Annotated in this window: 15 protein-coding genes and 1 pseudogene; 5 read left to right on the forward strand and 11 right to left on the reverse strand. The window is 32.0% G+C overall.

What is annotated here, in order from left to right:
* Positions 1–2 precede the first annotated feature (2 nt).
* The 3 genes from pheT to RH98_RS05055 all read right to left on the reverse strand — a co-directional run bounded on the left by pheT (position 3) and on the right by RH98_RS05055 (position 5121).
* The gene (pheT, locus tag RH98_RS05045) at positions 3–2438 is read right to left on the reverse strand and encodes a phenylalanine--tRNA ligase subunit beta (RefSeq protein ID WP_010251222.1); all 2436 of its coding nucleotides are present in this window, start codon (positions 2436–2438) and stop codon (positions 3–5) included.
* A gap of 98 nt (positions 2439–2536) precedes the next feature.
* Positions 2537–2950: a thiol-disulfide oxidoreductase DCC family protein gene (locus RH98_RS05050; protein WP_010251224.1), complete on the reverse strand. Its 414-nt coding sequence runs from the start codon at positions 2948–2950 to the stop codon at positions 2537–2539.
* Positions 2950–5121 carry an endonuclease MutS2 gene (locus RH98_RS05055; RefSeq protein WP_010251226.1) on the reverse strand — a complete coding sequence of 724 codons (2172 nt, stop codon included), beginning with the start codon at positions 5119–5121 and terminating at the stop codon, positions 2950–2952. Before RH98_RS05055 ends, RH98_RS05050 begins: the two co-directional genes overlap by 1 nt.
* A gap of 655 nt (positions 5122–5776) precedes the next feature.
* Here RH98_RS05055 and RH98_RS05060 point away from each other — a divergent pair.
* Positions 5777–7045, forward strand: coding sequence for an acetyl-CoA hydrolase/transferase family protein (locus RH98_RS05060; protein ID WP_010251228.1), 1269 nt, complete (start codon positions 5777–5779; stop codon positions 7043–7045).
* Between the two features lie 65 nt (positions 7046–7110).
* Here the strand turns inward: RH98_RS05060 and RH98_RS05065 are convergent, their stop codons facing one another.
* Positions 7111–8559, reverse strand: a complete 1449-nt coding sequence (locus RH98_RS05065) for a hypothetical protein (RefSeq protein WP_010251230.1) — start codon at positions 8557–8559, stop codon at positions 7111–7113.
* 81 nt (positions 8560–8640) lie between these two features.
* On the opposite strand from RH98_RS05065, the gene RH98_RS05070 reads away from it, so the two are divergent.
* The 3 genes from RH98_RS05070 (at position 8641) to RH98_RS05080 (ending at position 10469) form a co-directional block, all read left to right on the forward strand.
* Positions 8641–9405, forward strand: a complete 765-nt coding sequence (locus RH98_RS05070; protein ID WP_010251232.1) for an MBL fold metallo-hydrolase — start codon at positions 8641–8643, stop codon at positions 9403–9405.
* A gap of 92 nt (positions 9406–9497) precedes the next feature.
* On the forward strand, positions 9498–9914 hold the full coding sequence (locus RH98_RS05075; protein ID WP_010251235.1) for a hypothetical protein: 417 nt from the start codon (positions 9498–9500) through the stop codon (positions 9912–9914).
* A gap of 27 nt (positions 9915–9941) precedes the next feature.
* Positions 9942–10469, forward strand: coding sequence for a hypothetical protein (locus tag RH98_RS05080; protein ID WP_010251237.1), 528 nt, complete (start codon positions 9942–9944; stop codon positions 10467–10469).
* Positions 10470–10545: 76 nt separating this feature from the next.
* Here RH98_RS05080 and RH98_RS05085 read toward each other — a convergent pair whose 3' ends face one another.
* From RH98_RS05085 to recG, 7 genes and pseudogenes are all read right to left on the reverse strand, one after another.
* Entirely contained in the window at positions 10546–11196 is a 651-nt protein-coding gene (locus RH98_RS05085; RefSeq protein ID WP_010251239.1) for an alpha/beta hydrolase, read from the reverse strand.
* A gap of 6 nt (positions 11197–11202) precedes the next feature.
* Positions 11203–11547, reverse strand: coding sequence for a hypothetical protein (locus RH98_RS05090; RefSeq protein WP_010251241.1), 345 nt, complete (start codon positions 11545–11547; stop codon positions 11203–11205).
* Positions 11548–11564: 17 nt separating this feature from the next.
* Complete coding sequence (locus tag RH98_RS05095) at positions 11565–12821, reverse strand: dihydroorotase (protein WP_010251243.1); 1257 nt, start codon at positions 12819–12821, stop codon at positions 11565–11567.
* A 108-nt stretch (positions 12822–12929) separates the two neighbouring features.
* Positions 12930–13688, reverse strand: coding sequence for a carboxypeptidase-like regulatory domain-containing protein (locus RH98_RS05100; protein WP_010251245.1), 759 nt, complete (start codon positions 13686–13688; stop codon positions 12930–12932).
* A 69-nt stretch (positions 13689–13757) separates the two neighbouring features.
* Entirely contained in the window at positions 13758–15617 is a 1860-nt protein-coding gene (locus tag RH98_RS05105; protein ID WP_010251247.1) for a DEAD/DEAH box helicase, read from the reverse strand.
* A 341-nt stretch (positions 15618–15958) separates the two neighbouring features.
* Positions 15959–16533 (reverse strand): annotated as a pseudogene (locus RH98_RS05110) (non-canonical purine NTP diphosphatase).
* A gap of 26 nt (positions 16534–16559) precedes the next feature.
* Complete coding sequence (recG, locus tag RH98_RS05115) at positions 16560–18662, reverse strand: ATP-dependent DNA helicase RecG (protein ID WP_010251254.1); 2103 nt, start codon at positions 18660–18662, stop codon at positions 16560–16562.
* A gap of 843 nt (positions 18663–19505) precedes the next feature.
* On the opposite strand from recG, the gene RH98_RS05120 reads away from it, so the two are divergent.
* The gene (locus RH98_RS05120) at positions 19506–19730 is read left to right on the forward strand and encodes a DUF2798 domain-containing protein (RefSeq protein WP_010251256.1); all 225 of its coding nucleotides are present in this window, start codon (positions 19506–19508) and stop codon (positions 19728–19730) included.
* Positions 19731–19802 lie beyond the last annotated feature (72 nt).

The raw sequence follows: 19802 nt of genomic DNA on the forward strand, positions 1-19802 counted from the left end.
TTTTATCTTAGTTGAGCTCCTAAGTTATTTTCTAATTGGTATTTAATTTTACCCATTATTTTTTCAACTTGGCTATCAGTAAGTGTTTTACTGCTGTCTTCCATTAATATAGAAATAGCGTATGATTTCTTACCTTGCTCTATTTTATCTCCTTGATAAACGTCAAAAAGAGTTACATCTTTAATGATTGCTTTGTCAACTTGTTTAACTAGAGCGTATATTTGATCAAATGTAATATTCTCATCGATTAATAGAGCGTAATCTCTTTTTACTGATGGGAATTTATTAATATCTGTGAATTTTATTTTTTGTGAGATTACTTTTAATATATTCTCCCAATTAAAATCAGCATAACATACTTCTTGTTTAATATCGAATTCTTTTAAAATAGCCTTTTTAAGGATACCAAATTCAACTAACTTATCTTTTCCTAGATAGTAAGAAATACCTTCAGAAAATATATCAGATTCAGCTGGCTGAGTATTTAATTTTGTAATTCCTAAACGTGCTAAGATACCATTTACATATCCTTTGAATTCGAAGAAATCAGTTAATGATTGTTTACTATTCCAAGATGCCTTCACATTATTACCCGTAGCAAATAATGCAAAGTGTTTGTTTTCTTCGTAATTAGTAATCATCTTGTGGTAAGACTTACCAAACTCAAATAATTTTAAATCACCTCTCTTGCGATTGATATTATATGAAATTGCCTCTAAACCTCCAAAAAGTAATGTTTGTCTCATTACAGATAGATCATGGCTCAGTGGATTTAATATATCTACTTGGAAGTTAGATTTAATATCTTCTGTTAAATTAGTGTAATCTGGTGTAGTCAAAGAGTTTGACATAATCTCATAGAAGCCTTGTGAAACAAGTAAGTTAGAGATAATATTTTGAACTCTGTGATCTTCAGTTCTTGAATTATTAGATATTGTAGCATTTAGTTTAGAAGAGAAGGTAATATTATTAAAACCATATACACGAAGAATCTCTTCAATAACGTCTATTTCTCTAGTTACGTCAGCGCGGTATGCAGGAACAGTAATTCCTAAACCAATGTCAGACATACTATGCACTTTGATATCTAGTGATACAAGTATTTTCTTAATAGTTTCTTTTGATATTTCTTCCCCTAATATTCTGTTGATATTATTGAAGTTTAAGAAAACAGAGAAATCTTCTATCTTTTTAGGATATAAATCAACAGGATCGGAAGTGATTTCACCGCCAGCAACTTGTTGAATTAACAATGCAGCATGTTTTAATGCGTATTCAGTTATAGAAGGATCTATACCTCTTTCAAAACGGAAAGAAGAGTCAGTATTTAGACCATGTCTTTTTGCAGCCTTACGAATTGTAACAGGATTGAAATAAGCACTCTCTAAGAAGATTGTTGTTGTGTTTTCTGATACCGCAGTTCTCGTACCACCAAAGATACCAGCTAAACACATTGGACCATTCTCATCACATATTACTAAGTCATCTTGATGTAATTCTCTTTCAACACCGTCTAATGTTGTAAATTTTGTACCAGCAGCTACTGTTTTTACAGTTACTTTTGACCCTTTAATTTTTGCAGCATCAAATGCGTGTAGAGGCTGTCCTAAATCATGTAATACATAATTCGTAACGTCAACAATATTATTTTTAGGAGCTATACCGATAGCTTTAAGTCTGTTTTGTAACCATTCTGGAGAAGGCTTTACTTCAATTCCTGAAATTGTAACACCACAATAGCGAGGCGCTTTTTTGTAATCTTCAACAGAAACGTCCATTTTTAAAGTACGTCTTTCTACTTTGAATTTACTAACAGAAGGAGTGATTAACTCTTTATGTTGAATTTCATTGTTTGAATTTTGTAATAGACCTGCTCTTAAGTCACGAGCTACACCCCAATGACTCATTGCATCAGAACGGTTTGGTGTTAAACCAATTTCAAATACTTCGTCAGTAACTACTTTGAATACTTCCGCCGCAGGAGTACCTGCTGCAATAGAAGGGTCAAGTACTAGAATACCATCACCATTAGTACCAATTCCTAGTTCTACTTCAGAACAAATCATCCCGAAGCTTTCTTCTCCGCGGATTTTTCCTTTTTTGATTTGGAATGCATTTCCATCTGCATCAAATAATTCAGTACCAATAGTTGCTACAGGTACTTTCTGTCCTGCTGCTACATTTGGAGCTCCACAAACGATTTGTACTGGCTCTTCTGTTCCTAAATCTACTTTAGTTACATTTAATTTATCAGCATTAGGATGTTTTGTGCAAGACAATACATGTCCAACAACAACTCCTTTTAAACCACCTTTTACACTCTCATAGTGAGTAATTCCTTCTACTTCAAGACCTAAGTCAGTTAAGGTTTCAGAAGTTTCTTCTGGTGTAACGTCTAATTTAATGAATTGCTTTAACCAATTGTATGAAATATGCATTCGTATAATTTTTATGAGTACGCAAATATAAGCATTGCTACAGTTTAAGGGAAATAATTTATTGCTAAAATTGCATAATACAGTTTGTAGATTTTACTTTAAAAGAATTTATTTCTGATTTTTTGATCAGGTATCATACAACTCTCTTTTTTTCCAAACCATTTATACCGATTTCTAGCTATATAGTCATAGAATAAATTAGTAAATGACTTTGGCAAAATAGTAAAAATAGTTAATAGGGAATACCAACCTCCCAGATAAGAGGCAATTTTTAAGGCAGCTTCCGATTTGATGTAGTAAGCTTTTCCTGGTTCATATAAGATAATACTGTCAATTTTGGTGCGATCTACACCTATGTAAGCTAGTATTTCTTTTCCTTTTTCTGAGTCAAGTGAAGTAAATCTAAACAAATCTTTATGGTCTGCTTTGATTACTTTATTCACAGTATTATCACAAAAGTTACATACCCCATCAAATAAGACTATCTTTTTATCTTTTGGTATATCTATCATTATTTTTTACGTTCTACCATTTCTAGCTGATCTATACTTACTTTAGAAGTAAAGAAACCGTAATTTACAGTTGCTTTGTTTTTTTCTATAGCATCTATCGTTCCTACAGAGCGACCATCAATCATTCTAACTCTATCTCCAACTTTTAGTGGGAAATTAGGTTTATTAGCCTCTTGTTGTTTTTTCTTTTCTTTTTCTACTTTTTTCTCTTGGCGAATTACCTCTATTTTTTCCTCAACTTCTTTGATGATTTCTTTTTGCTCTATTGCTTTTACTTTCTTTTCTTTTGGTGTAGTTTTTTTGCGTTTAGAGTTTTCTATCTCTACTATTTTTAAAACATCGCCAAACAAAGTTTTTTTACTTTTGGAATTAAAGTACTTTTCAGATAAATCATCAAGCTTTTGACCTAGCGAAACTAATCGTTGATTAGAATCAAAAAGCTCTTGATATCTTTCTAGCTTTTCTTGAATCTTGGCGTTAGTCGATTCTAATTTTTTACTTTCTTCTCTTGCACGAATTTCTTCTTCTTTTAGATTACTAGAAGTACGTTCTAATTTATGTCTTTCTTTTTGCAGATTAGCAATCGTTTTATCAAAGCGCACTTTATCACCTTCTACTTTCTTTTTAGCTCTGTTAATTAGACTAAAAGGGATACCGTTTTTTTGAGCTACTTCAAAAGTAAATGAACTACCAGCTTGACCTAGATTTAATTTATACATCGGTTCAAGTGATTTTTCATCAAAGAGCATATTGGCATTTGTGGTACAAGGCAACTCATTAGCAAGAATCTTTAGATTAGTATAGTGAGTAGTAATGATACCATAAGCCTTTCTATCATAAAGTTCTTCTAAAAAAACCTCTGCTAATGCACCTCCTAATTCTGGATCAGAACCTGTACCGAATTCATCTATTAAAAATAATGTTTTATCATTACATTTTTTTAAGAAATAATTCATGTTTTTTAAGCGGTAACTGTAGGTGCTTAGGTGATTTTCAATAGATTGATTATCACCAATATCTGTTAATATACGATCAAATAAAAAGGTTTTGCTTCGCTCGTGTACAGGAATTAAAAGTCCTGATTGTAACATTAATTGCAGTAGCCCTATAGTTTTTAAAGTGATACTTTTACCTCCAGCATTAGGTCCAGAAATCACAATAATTCTTCCGTTCTCATCCAGAGAAATAGTCTGAGGATAAGTAGGTTTGTGTTTTGCTTTGTTATTTAACCACAGGATAGGATGGTAAGCCTCTCTAAAGTACAATGTACGCTCCTTAGTGATCTCTGGTAATAAACCATTTATTTTGTTAGCATATTTAGCTTTTCCAGCTGTTATATCTATATGAGTTAAGAACTCTTGGTATTCAAGTAACGTAGAACGAAATGGACGTATGATATTAGTTAAGTTCTTTAAAATACGTACAATTTCTTCTCTCTGCTCATATTCAAGATTGTTTAATTCTCTAGAATATCTAAGAGTTGCTTCTGGTTCGATATATACAATACTTCCTGTTTTCGATTGACCTAATACACTTCCTTTAACCTTACGTCTATGCATAGCAATTACTGCTAGCACGCGACGATTTTCTACTACAGTTTCTCTAATGTCATCTAAATATCCCGCACTATTGTATTGAGTTAATGCAGAGCCAAAGCTTTGATTTATTTTTCCTCTTACTAGATTTATATTCTTGCGAATGTTTAGTAAATCAAGAGAAGCATTATCTTTTATTTCTCCATATTTATCTAATACATTCTCAATCGATTTTATAATGTCTTTTTCTAGAACAATTGGTGCTGCATCCTCATATAAATAAGGATAGTATTCTTGAAACTTTCTAAAGTATGTTAGAAGATTTAAGGTTGTTTCTGTTAAGTTGAATATCTTTTTAAAGCTACTAACCTCAAGAAAACTATCTTCGATACCTAAAAATTTTAATTCGTAATCAATGCTATCAAAATAGTGATTGGGAATAACATTATTATTGGTATATGATGCTACATATTCAGAAGTTTGTTTAAGTGCTTTTATTGTTGCTTCCTCTGTGTGAAGGGGAGCAATTTCCATAGCCATTTCTTTACCTGATTCTGTTACACATAATTCAGATATGATTGCAAGTACTGTTTCAAACTCTAGGTCTTGTAATGTTTTTTTATTTATTGTTGTCATTATATGAAATGATAATATCTACAAAAATACTATTATTTAAGTAAAAAATAGATGTTTGTCAAGGTAACATCTATTTTTGATAGGGTAGTAATCATTCTCTTTGGACAAAATAATTAATTCTTTAAATAGTCTTAGCGTGAATAATTCTTCTTTCGTTTTATTGAGTATTATGTAATGTGCGTGTTTTTTAGTAGATGATATAATAGACAAATAATAAAAGTAGGCATGCATTAATAATTGGTATTTCATAAAAGTTTAATAGTAGTCAATGAATTAGGCGATATGGCAGTTTTAAGTTCGACAAAAAGGTGTGTAGAATAGCTGATATATAGTAAAATATAATATATAAAAGCTACTTATTTGAGTAAAAAAATAATAAGAATTTTATATCAATGTGTGTTTTTTTATGAATTAACAAAATTTGTTAGTGTATTTGTTAATGTATTTGTAATTGAATATGAGAAGCTTTATTATATAGCTGGAATTACTTTAATTATTTGTATTTTGTGTAGGTTAAATCATGCAATTGATTTAACTAATATTATATACTAAATATGAAATAATATTCGGTACTTAAGAAGTATTCTTTGTTATTGGTATATAGTAAAAAGAGACGTTCAAAAAAATTATTTGTTATTTTTAAAAGTAAACTTTTATGAGGTACGTAACCGCTGAAGAAGCAGCAAAAGTAGTGCAATCAGGAGATAGGATCTATGTTCACGCAGCTGCTGCAACACCAAATATTTTAACAAAGGCTATTAGTGATAGAGCAGAAGAATTAAGAGGTGTAGAGTTTTGTCATATTCACACAGAAGGAGCAGCCCCTTATGCTAATCCAGCTTTATCAGAAAGTTTTCATGTCAATTCTTTTTTTATAGGTGCCAATGTGCGCCATACTATTTCAGCAGGAAATGGTTCTTATACTCCAGTTTTTTTAAGTGAGGTTCCAAATTTGTTTAGAAAGGGAGCTCTTAATGTAGATGTAGTACTTATACAAGTATCACCACCTGATGAGCATGGATTTTGTTCTTTAGGGGTATCAGTAGAGGCTACAGTTGCAGCAATGGAGTCAGCTAAATATGTAATTGCTCAAGTTAATAAACATATGCCTCGAACATTTGGAGATAGTATATTGCATGTTTCCAAAATAGATATGGCAGTAGAACATCATACTCCAATTTATGCTTCTAAACTTGCACCAATTACTGATACTGAAAACTTAATAGGAAATTATGTTGCTGAGCTAATAGAAGATGAGAGTACCTTACAGATGGGAATAGGTTCTATTCCTAATGCCGTTTTATCAAAGTTAACTTCCCATAAAGATCTTGGATTACATACCGAAATGTTTTCTGATGGTGTAATTGATTTAATTGAAAATGGAGTAATTAATTGTTCTAAGAAAGCAGTGACAAAAGGTAGGGCATTAGCTACATTTTTGATTGGTTCAGAAAGACTTTACAAGTTTGTAGATAATAATCCATTTATCGTTTTGAAAGAGTCTAGTTACGTAAACGATACGTCTGTAATTCGCCAAAATCCAAAAGTAGTTGCTATAAATTCAGCATTAGAGGTAGACTTGACTGGTCAAGTATGTGCTGACTCGCTTGGCTCTAAGATGTATTCAGGAGTAGGAGGGCAGATGGACTTTGTAAGAGGTGCTTCTTTAAGTAAAGGAGGGAAGGCAATTATAGCATTGGCCTCTACTAGTAATAAAGGACATAACCGTATTGTACCATTTTTAAAGCAAGGAGCTGGTGTTGTAACTACTCGTGCACATGCACAGTATATTGTTACAGAATATGGTGTAGCAGATTTATATGGAAAGTCATTAAAGCAACGTGTACAAGCATTAGTAAATATTGCCCATCCTAATTTTAGAGAGGAGATATTAAAGACATATCATGATAGTATCAAGCAATAAGTATTTAAAAAGGGTTGTAATCTAATTAGTTTACAACCCTTTTTAATTTTATTTATATAAAAGATTTATCTTGCTTTATAGCCAAATAGCTCTTTTTCTTTTATCATCTGAGAAATACCTTCAGGTAATTTATCTTCCCAACCTTCTTTATTTTCTTGTAGTAATTTTAGAACGTCTCTAGAGAAAACAGTTAAATTACGTTCATCAAAGTTTTCAATATCTACGATCTGTCCTTGTTTTTTGAAGTATTTATAAAGCTCTTTAATATGTAAATCTACTTTTAGATTTGTAGAGTTTATTATTTCTCCATTTTCACCTTTCATAGGGTATAAGTAAATCTTCATATTGTTTCTGAATAATTTACCTAATGCTTCTAAGATTCCTCCTGTAAGGTTTTTGTAATATTTTTCTTCAAAGATGTTTAATAAGCTACTCACTCCCATTGATAATGCTACATGCTTGTCGGTAAATTTAGAGAAGTATTCCGTTAGTTTATAATACTCTTGGAAATTAGAAATCATTACAGTTTGCCCAAGAGAAGATAATAAATCTGCACGGTGTAAGAAGTCTATTTCATCAATACATCCTTCACTAATTAAATTAGAAAGTGTAACTTCAAAAATTACTGTTGTTTCTTCTTTTTTAAGATTGTTTTCACGCATGAACATTTCTATAGATTCTTTGTAAATGTTCATATTTACAATCGTTACCGGTCTGAAACTACCACGAAGTGCTAATATGTTTTGTCTATAAAGTACATTTGCAGGTAATTTACTTTGCCCGTCTGGGCCAAACATAACAGCATCAGTTAGTCCATTTCTAACTAAATATAAGCTCATTAATCTGTTATCTACTTTTTCGAAAAGAGGACCAGAAAAATTAATACTATCTATTTCTATTTGATCTTTATCAAGGTGGTCGTATAAACTACTAATAATTTTTTTAGGATCGTGATGTTGGTAGTAAGCACCATATATTAAGTTAACCCCTAATATTCCTAAAGTTTCTTGTTGTAGTTTAGAATCAGTTTCTTTAAATTGAATATGAAGCACAATCATGCTGTATTCTTCATTTGGTTTTGACTGAAACTGTATTCCTACCCATCCATGACCTTTATTCTTTTTAGCATAGTCAATTGTCGCTACTGTATTGGCATAACTAAAAAATGTTTTGGTAGGATTGCTTTCACGTACTATACGTGCTTCAATTTTACGAGTTTCGTATTCCAGCATTTTAATAAGCCTACTCTCAGTTACATATCTGTTGTCGTCTTCAACTGTGTAGATGGCATCACTAAATGCTTTATCATAGGCAGACATTGCTTTTGCTACAGTTCTAGATGAACCTCCTGCTCTAAAAAAGTGACGAACAGTTTCTTGCCCTGCTCCAATTTCTGCAAACGTACCATAAATATCATTATTTAAGTTGATACGCAGTGCTTTATCTGAAATAGCAGGTTGATGTTCTATAAATCTATCCCCTTCTAATACTAAATCTTCTGCAAATTTTTCCATTGTTAGCTATTTTAAACAAACCTAACAAATATCGTACAAGAAAAAAAGATAAACGCTACTTTTGTAATAAATTTAAATGTTTTGAAAGTATATTTTTTAGGAACAGGTACCTCTCAAGGAATCCCTATTATTGGAATTGATCACCCCGTAGCATCAAGTGAAGATCCTCGCGATAAAAGATTGCGTACTTCTGTTCTGATTGAGTGGGATGATTTGACTTTATTAATTGATTGTGGTCCCGATTTTAGACAGCAGATGCTATCTAATAATTGTAGTTATTTAGATGCTATCTTGTTTACTCATGAACATGCTGATCACATTGCAGGACTCGACGAGATACGACCACTTAGTATGTTGCATGGACCACTTCCAATTTATGCATCAGAGCAAGTAATGACAGCTTTAGAAAAGCGATATGAATATATTTTTACTAAAGAGAATAGATATCCTGGCGCGCCAGCAGTAGATCCTCATATTATTGAGTCAAACAAAAAATTTGAGATAAAAGGTAAGGTAATTGAACCGATAGATATAATGCATGGGAAGTTGCCAATTTTTGGTTACCGCATGGGAGATTTGGTTTATATCACGGATGCAAAAACAATAAGCCCAGAGCAAAAAGAGAAAATAAAAGGATGTAAGGTTTTAATAGTTAATGCATTGAGAATTAAAGATCATCCTACACATTTTACGTTACAGGAAGCACTTGATTTCATTGAAGAAATAAAACCTGAGCAATCTTATCTTATTCATATTGCTCAAGATTTAGGTTTTCATGCAGAAATAGAAAAAATCTTACCGAAAGACGTATATTTGGCGTACGATAATTTGCGAATAGAATTTTAATTTTACCCCAAAATATGAGACATAAAGCTTTTTTTTACTTATTTTTATTTTCACTTTTGATTCTTGTGTTACTATATGCGAGTAATAATAATATGTATAAAGTGGAAGAGAAGAAGGTAGCAGTAGCCCACAAGAGAATAGAAGTTGTAAGAGATTCTTTAAAAAGTGCTGTGGCAGATTTAAGAGAAGCACAATACTTTACATTGGATTATAACGACGATGCACAAGAATATTTTGATTACAAAACAATTGATGCAGATGTAAAGCGTATTCGCGAAGAGATTTTGGCATTAAACCATCAAGCAGAAGGAAATTCGCTAGTACCTTATGGCGTTATCAATGGAGATAAATGTATTATTAATAAGATTGAAATCTTAAATCATCGTTGGATAATTGCAGATTTCTATGCTGGCGATATTCATGGAGAAGTATTGATTAAGTATTTCTATTATGGTGATAAGGCTACAGAATTTAAAACGCTAGATACAGTATTGTATCCTAAGAAATAATATTTTTTAATTTAATATAGATACTCTATGAGTAAGTTAGTTAGCTTTTTAGTCATAATAGCTTTGTTTTTTAGCTCTTGTGATTTTATATTAAAAGATAATGTAAAGGGCAAGGATACTGATATCGTTACCACTGACGGAAGTACTACGATAGTAGGAGAAGAAGATAACTTTGGATGCACTATTTCCGCTGGATATCGTTGGAGTAAATTAAAATCAGCGTGCATACGTCCGTTTGAAGAAGGCTTTCGATTAAACCCAATAAACAGTATAGATTCTTTTGAAGAACAAAATGATATTGATAGTAATGGGATAAGTTGTTTTGTAATTCTTTCAGGAGATGAAAAAAAGGCTGAAATATTCTTACCTAATAAAGATGAAAGTATCTTACTTGAGAAAAAGAATTTAAAAGGTGTTTTAAGTAATGAAGGTTGGGAATTAGATATTCGTAAAGACTTTGTTTTGAAACGTAAGGGAGAAGTTGCATATACGGCTGCAAGAGCCATTGATCTAAGGATAATTAACTCTGATCAAGAAATGACTGATGAAGAATAGTATTTTACACAAGTATATAGAAAAGGGGCTGTCAATTTTGACAGCCCCTTTTCTATATGTAATAGTTGTTGTATAACTATTTTTCTAAAAACAGTTTGAAATCTCTAAAGTTAAGAGGGTGGACTCCATGACCGACAGGGTATTCTTTATACTCATGTTCAATATTTAAACTTTTTAGAATAGTAGGTGTTTGTCTTGCCCAATCTACTGGTATAACTTGGTCAACAGTTCCGTGAGAAGCAAACATTTTAAGTTTTGAAAAGTCATTTTGATTGTAATTTTCTGCAATTATTTTATCATTGAAATAACCGCTTAGAGCTACTACTTTATTAACTTTTTCAGGATAAGATAATGCTATTGCATAACTAAGTATCGCTCCTTGACTAAAACCAACTAAGTTTATATTATCTGGATCAATTGGATATTTCTTGATTAATTCGTCAATAAACTTAACAATTAGTTCTCTTGATTCTATTGCTTGATTATCGTCTGAGAATTTATTTGCATCAGCATCAAAGTGTATTGCATACCATGCATATCCATAAGGTGGTACGGTGTAGGGAGCTTGAACTGATACAATATAATATTCATCTGATAATTCTGAAGCAAAAGAGAATAAATCCTCTTCATTACTACCATATCCATGAAGTAGTAATATTAAGGGATTTTTGTCTTTAATTACTTTAGGCTCTTGTATTAAATACGAAAGTGATAATGATGTTTCCATAATTTATTAAGCTGATATTTTGTCAAACCATTTTTGGAAATATACGCCAATTTTTGGTAATGGTTTTATTTCTCCATTTACTGCACCCAAAAAACTATAGATCCATAGAATAAAGAAACAAATGTAAAATGGTATAGTTACTAACCAAGTATCAGTTATCCCAATAAAATAAGCTAGCATATAAAATAAGATATGTATACCAAAGGTTTGTTTAATATAAAAACCTGCAAATTTATTTTTAGGATCTAGATTCATAAATATGGCAACTAAACAACCAATGATTGTTAGGTGAGATAGGATTGCCATTGTTTTTCCTGTCTCAATTTCTCTTTCGTTAAAAGTCTTCAGCATATTAAAATTAATTATTTTTATTCGTTAATGGTTGCTTTATCACCATTAAGAGTCCCGTAAACTCTTCCTTTCATTTTATGGTTTAAAAAAGCAGAGTTTTTAGATTTAGACAATATATTGTTTTTCTTAAACACCCATTCATTTTTAGGTGAAAATAGAGTAATATTAGCTTTATTACCTTCAGCAATAGAAGTAGTTTCTATATTAAGAATTTCTCTTGCTTTAGTTAGTTTATCAATAATCACTTCTAGTGGTAACACTGTTGCTAATGCTCCGAAAGCTGATTCTAGACCAATTGTACCAAAAGTAGCTTGATCAAATTCTAGTTTTTTGTGTTCAATATCAAGAGGATTGTGTTCTGAAGTAATGCAATCTATAGTTCCGTCAATAACGCCATTTATTAAAGCTTGTCTATTTGCTTCATCTCGTAGAGGTGGTAGAACTTTGTGACGTGTATCGAAATCGTTTAAGACTTCATCAGTCATCGTTAAATGGTGTACAGTAACGCTGCATGTTACATTTAAGCCTTTCTGTTTAGCTTGTCTAATTAAATCCACTGAGGCTGCAGTAGAAATAGTAGGGATATGCATTTTTCCTCCAGTATATTCAAGAAGGAATAAGTTTCTTGCTACTTGTAAGTCTTCGGCTAATGCAGGAATACCTTTTAAACCTAATTTAGTGGCTTCTATGCCTTCATTAGCAACTCCTTTTCCTTTGATGCTTTTATCTTGTGAAAAGGCAATAACAAGCCCGTCAAAATCTTGTACATATTGTAAGGCTATTTTAAGAACATTAGCATTGTCTATTGATTTTTTATAATCTCCAAAAGCAACTGCTCCTGCATTTTTCATATCATATAACTCAGCTAAATCATTTCCTTCAGATTTAACGGTTAATGCACCTATAGGAAAAACTTGGGTAGTAGCCCCAAAAGCTTTTTGCTTTATAAAACTTACAATACTTTGATTGTCGGTTAGTGGGTGATTATTAGGCTCCACCGCTACTTGTGTAAAACCACTTTTTGCAGCGACTTGTAAACCGTGTGCGATGGTTTCTCTGTCTTCATATCCTGGTTCGCCTAAACAAACTGAACTATCAATCCATCCTTGTGATAGGTGTAAATCATCAAATGATAACTCTTGAAAACCTGCAGGTGTTTCAATCTTGTCAGCTATACTTTTAATGATACCATTTTCAATTAATAGATCAACAGTTTTGTTGTTAAATGCACTTGTTGCATCAATGACTTTTGCGGATTTTAAAATGATGTTCATTTTTCGTGAAGTAGTTTAAAAATTGATGTGTTGTTATGTTGTACAAAAATACTTTTATTTTCTAAAATTTCTAAAAGAAAGAGTAGGGGATAAACAAAAAAATACATCCTAATTAGAGGATGTATTCTTTTTCTGTGAGGTCAATACCTTTGAATTGTTGAAACAGTCATTTAAAGCTTGATAGATTTGAAAGTCTGTCGCTGTATAAATAAATTTATCGCTATAACTACAATTCTGTAAAGATTTGACTATATCTTCTCTAGTAATATCTAATAGACCGCAGACTATTTCACGATCATACCTTGTCTGCATTAAAGCAATCATATTTTGATCTTCCTTAATAGCTTCAATCTTTTTTAGTTTCTTGTCTTTTCCTTTAAATAAATTATAGACTAAATCCACTGGACTAAAGAAATTGCCCATTGATGTTCCGTAATAGGGAGTTTGATTACGCTTGTAGAAATCAAACTGCATCTTATCATTAAGCTCAATTAATTTTGTGTCTACTTGTAGATAACCTGTCAAATTGAATTTTTTGATGAATATCTCATCTAATTCAATTGATTGCTCGTTTAAGTAAACTTTTAAATTCTCGTTGCTAAGCCAGTCATTAGTTACTTTCAGTTTGATAGGTGTATATCCTGGCGACGAAAAGTGAATAGAATCGTTTAAAGCAGCTTCAATAGTAAAGGTACCATCCCTTTTACTAACAGTAGCTTTAACTTTAGTAAGGTTTATAATATTAACATCATCCACAGGTAGGAATGATTTGTCATTCATTATTGTTCCTTTTACTTCTTTTTTATCTTGCGCAGTTGCACAGAATGTAGAAAGGAGTAAAAACAAAAAAACTGTAAAATTTCTCATATTCTTAAGATTGCCTAAAAATAAAAGATATTTTACAGTTTTAAGTGTTATTTTAAAAAAATTAACAAATTAGTTTCTTCTAGTGTTTGTACGTCTAGATGATCCTCCTTCGCTACTTCTTCTAGAACCTCTCTCATTACGTGGAGCTCTGCTTCCGCTATCACTACTTCTTCTTTCTCCGCGTCCTTCGCTTCTTCTTTCTCCAGAACCTGATCTATTGCTAGATGATCTTCTATCACCACCTCTGTCATTTCTATCACCCCCAAAGCTGCGACTACCACCACCACTTCTTCTATTATGATCACGTCTTCCAGCGTTTCTTCCTCCGTCATTATTAGAGATTTCAACGTTTACACGACGACCTTCATAAGTTTCATTATTCAAAATCGACATTACTTTTTCAGCGTGTTCTGCTTCAATATTAAAGAAAGAGAATCCCTCTTTAACGTCAACTTTAAATAAATCATCACGTCCTAAATCTAACGTTTCTCTTAAATAGTCTTTTAAAGACATCCAATCTAAGTTGTCTTTTGAACCTAAGTTAATAAAGAAACGTACAGCACCGTCTTTAGGTAATTCACGAGACTCCCCGCGACCTGAAGCTATAGCTGTTAGATTATTAGCAGGTTTTTGATAGTAATCCAAGAAACGATTAAATTCAACAGAAACTACTTTTCTAATAATTTCATCTTTGTCAAAGTCAGCTAATAATTCAGAGATAGCAGGTAAGTAAGTCTCAATAGCTGGATTTACTTCTACATCTTTGATTTTGTTAGCTAAGTGATATAATTGAATCGCACAAATCTCAATACCTGAAGGAATTTGTTTCTCTTCAAATTTTGTTTTAATGATTCGTTCGATTTGGTTAATCTTTCTGATTTCACTCTTGGTAATAATCACCATTGAAACTCCAGATTTACCAGCACGACCAGTACGTCCACTACGGTGAGTGTATGTCTCGATCTCGTCAGGTAGTTGGTAGTTGATTACGTGAGTAATACTGTCTACGTCAATACCACGTGCAGCAACGTCAGTTGCTACAAGAAGCTGAATTTGTTTACTTCTGAATGATTTCATTACAGCATCACGTTGCGCTTGAGATAAATCTCCGTGCAATGCAGCGGCATTGTAACCATCTTCAATTAACTTTTCAGCAATTGCTTGCGTATCTCTTTTTGTTCTACAGAATACTACAGAGAAAATGTCCGGACTAGCATCAGCTAAACGTTTTAAAGCTAAGTAACGATCTCTCGCACCAACTACATAAAACTCATGGCTAACTGTTGTAGATCCTTGATTTTTGTGTCCAACTGTAATTTCTTCAGGTGTTTTCATGAATTCTCTTGCTATAGTTGCCACTTCAGCAGGCATTGTAGCAGAGAATAACCAAGTGTCTTTTTCTTCTGGAGTATCAGCTAAAATAGCTGTGATATCTTCGTAGAAGCCCATGTTAAGCATTTCGTCTGCTTCATCTAAAACAAGGTATTCGATATTCTTGATATTAACCATACCTCTGTTGATCATATCTTGCATTCTACCAGGAGTAGCTACAATGATTTGAGCACCACGTTTTATTTCTCTTGCTTGTTCAGTGATACTAGCACCACCGTATATAGCAACAGTATGAAGACCTTTAACGTACTTAGAGTACTGTTTAATTTCGTTTGCTATTTGCAAACATAACTCTCTAGTCGGCGATAAGATAAGCGCTTGTGTGTTCTTATTAGACACATCTATCTTCTGGATCAAAGGAAAACCAAATGCTGCGGTTTTCCCAGTTCCCGTTTGGGCTAACGCAACAATATCGGTTTTTTTTTCTAATAGTAAAGGAATCGCCTTTTGTTGGATTTCTGATGGATCTGTAAAACCTAAATCATTAATCGCTGATAAAAGAGATTCGTTTAATCCTAATTGTTCGAAATTGTTCATATAAATATTAAAATAGGTACAAATATAAGTTATTCTTTTTGATGAAATGCTATTTTTTTGTTATTTTTTAAAAATAAGTTAATTTTAGTACGTTCTTGTCATCATCATAGGGGGGAAAGTCTTTGATTACTAAGAATATCAAAATTCTTTATATTTGTTTTTTTAATGTTTTTAATTCTTTATCTTATGACAATTGTGTCTTGTTTTACAATCAATATATTTTTTAGCTATTCGTTCAATTTATGAGATAGGGGGAGATTTATTTGTATATTTTGATCGATTGTGAATTAGTCATAATGAATAAAAGCTAATGCAGAGACATTAGCTTTTAAAAGGGAAATTTATTTTGATAGCAGAAAATCTACCAATTGCTTTACTGCTTTACCTCTATGACTTATAGCATTCTTTTCGTTAATACCTATCTCGGCAAATGATTTATCCATGCCATCTGCTATAAAAATGGGATCATAACCAAAACCTTCATTGCCTTGTCTATCTTTTAAGATACTGCCGTTTACGATTCCTGTAAAATGATAAGTCTCTCCTTGAAAATGCAGGGTAATAACAGTTTTAAAATTAGCTTTTCTGTTTTCTTCCTTATTTAATGTAGCTAGGAGTTTATCAATATTAGCGTCGTCATTTTTTTTTCTCCTGCATAGCGGGCAGAATACACACCAGGAGCACCATTTAATGCATCTACTTCTAGTCCTGAATCGTCTGCAAAGCAGTCATATCCATAATGTCTTTTAATATAGTCAGCTTTTAAGAGTGCATTACCTTCTATAGTATCTGCTGTTTCAGGGATATCTACCATGCAACCGATATCCTCAAGACTTAAAATCTCTATTGTATCGGGTAATTGGTTTTTAATTTCTTTTATTTTGTTTTTGTTGTTTGATGCGAATACTAATTTCATCTTTATTGTTGTGTATATATTATTGATTAGCTTATATAATTCCAAATGGTTGTATTACTATTGAGAATTGCTAGTTTTGCTTTTATGTTTTGATGTTCTGGATTGTTTAATTCTGGATCTTCTTTTAATAAAAGTACTGCCTGATGCCTCGCATAGTGTAAAATGTCTTGATCTTTAATAAGGTCAGCAATTTTTAAAGGAAGTGTCCCACTTTGTTGTTTTCCCATAATATCTCCAGGACCGCGAAGTTTCAAATCTACTTCTGATATTTCAAAACCATCATTTGTACGACACATCGTTTCCATTCTGATTTTAGAATCGTTGCTTAATTTATCACCAGTCATTAAGATGCAGTAACTTTGTTCTGCTCCTCGACCTACACGCCCCCTTAACTGATGTAATTGAGATAATCCAAAACGCTCTGCGCTCTCTATAATCATCACAGAAGCATTAGGAACATTTACACCTACTTCAATCACTGTAGTAGCAACCATTATATTAGTCTCACCTTTAGCAAATCGCTCCATTTCTCTATCTTTTTCTGCTGGTGTCATTTGACCGTGTACAATACTTACGCTATATTCAGGAAGCGGAAAGTCTCTTGAAATCCCTTCATAACCCTCCATTAGGTTTTTGTAATCTAATGTTTCGCTTTCATCAATTAAAGGATAAACAATGTAAACTTGTCGTCCTTTAGCAATTTCAGTTTTGATAAAATGCCATACAGATAGTCTTTTCCCTTCAAAGAAGTGCAACGTCTGAATTGGTTTCCGACCAGGAGGTAATTCATCAATAACGGAAACTTCTAGATCACCATAAAGAGTCATAGCTAGAGTACGGGGAATAGGAGTAGCTGTCATTACTAATATATGAGGAGGAATAACATTTTTTCGCCAAAGTTTAGAACGTTGTTCTACACCAAAACGATGTTGTTCATCTATTACAGCTAACCCTAAATTCTTAAAGATAACTTTATCTTCAAATAAAGCATGCGTACCGATGAGAATCTGTAGTTCTCCATTTTCTAATTCTTCATGAATTATCCTTCTTTCGGCTATTTTTGTTGAACCAGTGAGTAATTTGATATTTAAACCCAATGGCTCGGCTAATTCTGAAATTCCGATAAAGTGTTGTGTAGCTAAGATTTCAGTAGGTGCTACTATACATGCCTGAAATCCATTGTCTATCGCTAAGAGACAACTCATGAATGCAACGATCGTCTTACCTGAACCTACATCACCTTGTAATAGGCGATTCATCTGAGCTGGCTGACCTACATCATTGCGTATTTCTTTAATTACTCTTTTTTGAGCATTGGTCAAAGGAAAGGGCAGATGATCTGTATAAAAAGTATTAAAATTTTCTCCCACTTTTTCAAATGGAAACCCTTTAATCTTGCCTTTTCGTGCAATGTTTTTTATGAGTAATTGTAATTGTATATAAAATAACTCTTCAAATTTTAGGCGAAATTCTGCACGATTTAAGATCTCCATATTTTTAGGAAAGTGAATATTAATCAGTGCTTCTTGCATACTAATCATTCCTAATTTTGATCTTAGCTCTTGTGGTAGGGTATCTGTGAATAAAAGATGTGTCTCTTGTAGCAGCTGAGCCATCATCTTAAGCATATGTTTATTAGAAATTCGCGCTCCTAATTTTTCTGTAGAAGGGTAGACTGCCTGCATTGCTGATGCGACATTTTTATTTCTGTCTTCTACTAATTCTAATTCAGGATGTGGAATAGAAAAAGTGTGATTAAAGCTATTTAATTTTCCAAATGCAACATAAGGTGTATTTATCTTTAAATTTTCTTGAATCCATTTGAAACCTTGAAACCATACAAGTTCTATTTCTCCTGTGCCATCTGTAAAGGTGGCTACTAATCGTTTTCCTCTTTTCTGCTCTACTGTTTTAAGATGGATGATTTTACCTATGATTTGTACTTCACTATTTGTATTTGATAGTTCGTTTATTTTATAAAAGCGTGTGCGATCTATATACCTGTTAGGATATAGATGAAGTAAATCTCTATATTTAAATATCCCCAATTCTTTTTTTAATAGGTCAGCACGCTGTGGGCCAACACCTTTTAAATATTCAATTGGCGTATCGAGTAAATTGTTAGACATGTCATTAAATAAATACTGCACTAAGATAAGGGTTTTTTAAAAATTATGAAGAAATGAAGATTTGCATTCGTGTTTAATTTTAGAGTAGAAAAGATTAATACTAGTTAGTCCATTAATAAATTGGTTACTGTTTTGAATTTAATTAATAGCAGGAAAGTGAAGTATTTTTTAAATTATTTCTTTTGCGTTTATATCAAGTAGTTGTTTTATTTTTTTGTAATTTTGCAGTGTTAATCAGTGTACTAACTGGTATATTTTAAATAAAACTACACAAATCAAATTTTGTATTTTTATCTAAAAATGACTGTAAAAAAGTCAATTTTAACTTCACCTTTTTTCTTATTTTTTCAAATTTAGTTTACATTTTATCCTAGTGTTTATCGGGGACGGCATGGGTATTGTTTGGGTGCACCCCTGTTTTTGCAATGCTTACACCAGTAATTCTCGCACACTACCTAGACAAATCTAATTTTTTATTTTTAAAGTTTGCTTAAAGCATTATAAACATTGGGTTTTGAGAAGATATTTCTGTTTTGTGAATGGTAAAAAAGGACAATTTTTGGACATTATTTGCCCTATCTGTAAATAGTTATAGTGGTTTTGTATATCGATGCTCTATAATATAGAAATGGATAGAGATAATTGTATAATAATCAAATATGTAATATGGGGATGAAAATAGGGGAGAAGAAGAGTTATTGCATATGTAGTAAAGTTGTTTGAGCAAGAGATTTGTATATTCTGCAATTAAGAAGTTGCTTGAGGAATCTTTTTTTGATTTGTGTCAATGCTGTTGAATAGTAGTAAGACTAGTTTTGTCTTATTAAATCAAAATAGAAAAAGATGAATAAAAAGTATTACAAGTATTTAAACACATTGTTTGTGGTTATTCCAATGACAATGATTATGGCAACAATTGGAGTATCTAGGACGCATGAATTTGACAGTGAATGGATATTTAAGTTTTTTAAAGCTTGGTCAGCTATGCTACCTGTGGCTTATGTATCGGCATTTTTAATTATTCCAAATGCTCGTAAATTGGCTGAGAAGATCACAAAAATTAATTAAATATGTCTTTATAAGAAAAGTGATTAAATAAAAAAATCTCTAGTGATATACTAGAGATTTTATGTTTTTTTG

The organism is Myroides injenensis M09-0166, assembly GCF_000246945.1.
GTDB classification, from domain to species: Bacteria; Bacteroidota; Bacteroidia; order Flavobacteriales; family Flavobacteriaceae; genus Flavobacterium; species Flavobacterium injenense.

Excerpts from the sequence above, each read along its gene's own strand:
- RH98_RS05050 (WP_010251224.1), bottom strand. The coding sequence starts at position 2,950 with ATGATAGATATACCAAAAGATAAAAAGATAGTCTTATTTGATGGGGTA.
- RH98_RS05120 (WP_010251256.1), top strand. The coding sequence starts at position 19,506 with ATGAATAAAAAGTATTACAAGTATTTAAACACATTGTTTGTGGTTATT.
- RH98_RS05055 (WP_010251226.1), bottom strand. The coding sequence starts at position 5,121 with ATGACAACAATAAATAAAAAAACATTACAAGACCTAGAGTTTGAAACA.
- RH98_RS05065 (WP_010251230.1), bottom strand. The coding sequence starts at position 8,559 with ATGGAAAAATTTGCAGAAGATTTAGTATTAGAAGGGGATAGATTTATA.
- RH98_RS05100 (WP_010251245.1), bottom strand. The coding sequence starts at position 13,688 with ATGAGAAATTTTACAGTTTTTTTGTTTTTACTCCTTTCTACATTCTGT.
- RH98_RS05105 (WP_010251247.1), bottom strand. The coding sequence starts at position 15,617 with ATGAACAATTTCGAACAATTAGGATTAAACGAATCTCTTTTATCAGCG.
- RH98_RS05060 (WP_010251228.1), top strand. The coding sequence starts at position 5,777 with ATGAGGTACGTAACCGCTGAAGAAGCAGCAAAAGTAGTGCAATCAGGA.
- RH98_RS05080 (WP_010251237.1), top strand. The coding sequence starts at position 9,942 with ATGAGTAAGTTAGTTAGCTTTTTAGTCATAATAGCTTTGTTTTTTAGC.
- RH98_RS05085 (WP_010251239.1), bottom strand. The coding sequence starts at position 11,196 with ATGGAAACATCATTATCACTTTCGTATTTAATACAAGAGCCTAAAGTA.
- recG (WP_010251254.1), bottom strand. The coding sequence starts at position 18,662 with ATGTCTAACAATTTACTCGATACGCCAATTGAATATTTAAAAGGTGTT.
- RH98_RS05090 (WP_010251241.1), bottom strand. The coding sequence starts at position 11,547 with ATGCTGAAGACTTTTAACGAAAGAGAAATTGAGACAGGAAAAACAATG.
- pheT (WP_010251222.1), bottom strand. The coding sequence starts at position 2,438 with ATGCATATTTCATACAATTGGTTAAAGCAATTCATTAAATTAGACGTT.
- RH98_RS05095 (WP_010251243.1), bottom strand. The coding sequence starts at position 12,821 with ATGAACATCATTTTAAAATCCGCAAAAGTCATTGATGCAACAAGTGCA.
- RH98_RS05075 (WP_010251235.1), top strand. The coding sequence starts at position 9,498 with ATGTATAAAGTGGAAGAGAAGAAGGTAGCAGTAGCCCACAAGAGAATA.